Source organism: Asaia sp. W19, from assembly GCF_003994335.1.
GTDB lineage: Bacteria > Pseudomonadota > Alphaproteobacteria > Acetobacterales > Acetobacteraceae > Asaia.
Genome location: NZ_PNQZ01000208.1, coordinates 1 through 1,338, shown reverse-complemented (window position 1 = coordinate 1,338; position 1,338 = coordinate 1). Strand labels below are relative to the sequence as shown.

The 1,338-nt window shown below is 55.2% G+C and carries 1 protein-coding gene and 1 pseudogene; both read left to right on the top strand.

What is annotated here, in order from left to right; all coding sequences use genetic code 11:
• Positions 1 to 165: 165 nt before the first annotated feature.
• Positions 166 to 1,002: a cellulose synthase operon protein YhjQ/BcsQ gene (locus C0V97_RS18070; protein ID WP_127102125.1), complete on the top strand. Its 837-nt coding sequence runs from the start codon at positions 166 to 168 to the stop codon at positions 1,000 to 1,002.
• Positions 1,003 to 1,024: 22 nt separating this feature from the next.
• A pseudogene (locus C0V97_RS18065) lies at positions 1,025 to 1,338 on the top strand (hypothetical protein); the annotation flags it as partial.

Here is a 1,338-nt window from a genome sequence, read left to right as displayed (position 1 = left end):
TCTTCGTCAAAAAGGCCATTCCATTGGGTGATTCTGCTTCCAGGGGAGTTGAGACAAGCTTCGTTTCAAATCCAGATCAACAGTGGAAGCACACGCCCCTCAAGCAATTGCTGTCTTCACTAAGAGCCTCACCGCAAAGCCGACACAGCACGCAGCGTCGCCTACATGGCGTATTTCGTCGCTAGAACATCGATTGCTTATCTTAACCCCTCTGAGACGATAGCAGCCCTGATGACACTTATATGCGTAGCCTCACCCAAGGGGGGTGTTGGAAAGACCATGGTAACCGCGCATCTCGCGGAGGAACTGCGCCGCGCCGGGATACCGCGGGTCGTAGCAGTCGATCTCGATCCGCAAAACGCGTTGCGTCTACACTTTGGTATCCCGATTTCACATCGCGCCGGCTTCGCACCTGAGATTGCAAGTCGCCGCCTCTGGCGAGATACGGCCGTGAGGGGGGTAAATGACGTCATCATATATCCCTTCGGTACGTTGTCTTTGGAACGCCAGATGGCTTTTGAGCGGGTGGTCGTGACAAACCCGGGCGTTCTCGCCAATGATCTTGTGTCCTTGGCACAGGCTCCGGACACAGTCGTTATCGTCGACACGGCGCCGGGCTATTCGGTGGCACTCTCCGCACTGATTGATCACGCGGATATGGTCGTCACCGTCATGACTGCAGAGGCGTCTTGCGTCTCGTTGATTGCAGAGATTCATTCGGGGAGCTGCTACGCACGTGAGGCCCAGACGAGCTTGCCTTTTCTGCATCAGGTGGTTGTCAATCGCTTCGATCCCATGAACCGTATCAGCGCGATGACGATGCCCCAGATTATCCGGCGTCTTGGCTCCATGCATCTCGGGACAATTTTCCGCGATGAGCATGTCGGGGAAGCCTTTGCCAGCCAAAAGCTGATTCATCACTACGCACCCTTTTCGCGCGCGGCTCTAGACCTTGAGGCGATCGGAGATCGTCTGCTCCAGACGGTTCGCAGGCTGCACTGAAACTTTGAGTGAGGAAGCTGGCATGAGCCGCGTCAGGCATGCAATTTCGATTGCAGAACACTGGATCGATAGCGCCCATGAATCGCGCCTGGATACGACAATCAAGTTTTCCATGATCGTTGTCGCGCTTCTGAGTACATTTGTCGCTGCATTTGTTCATCTGAACCTCGCAGGACAGACCATCGTCTGTTTATTCGGCATTCTCGTTTTCTTCGTCGTTAATCGTCGGCCTGGGCCACGCGCAACCCTCGTCCTCAAGGGGCTCTCGATCATCGTCTCGCTCCGCTATCTGAGCTGGCGCCTGACCGAAACCCTGAATTTCAGCACATGGACCCA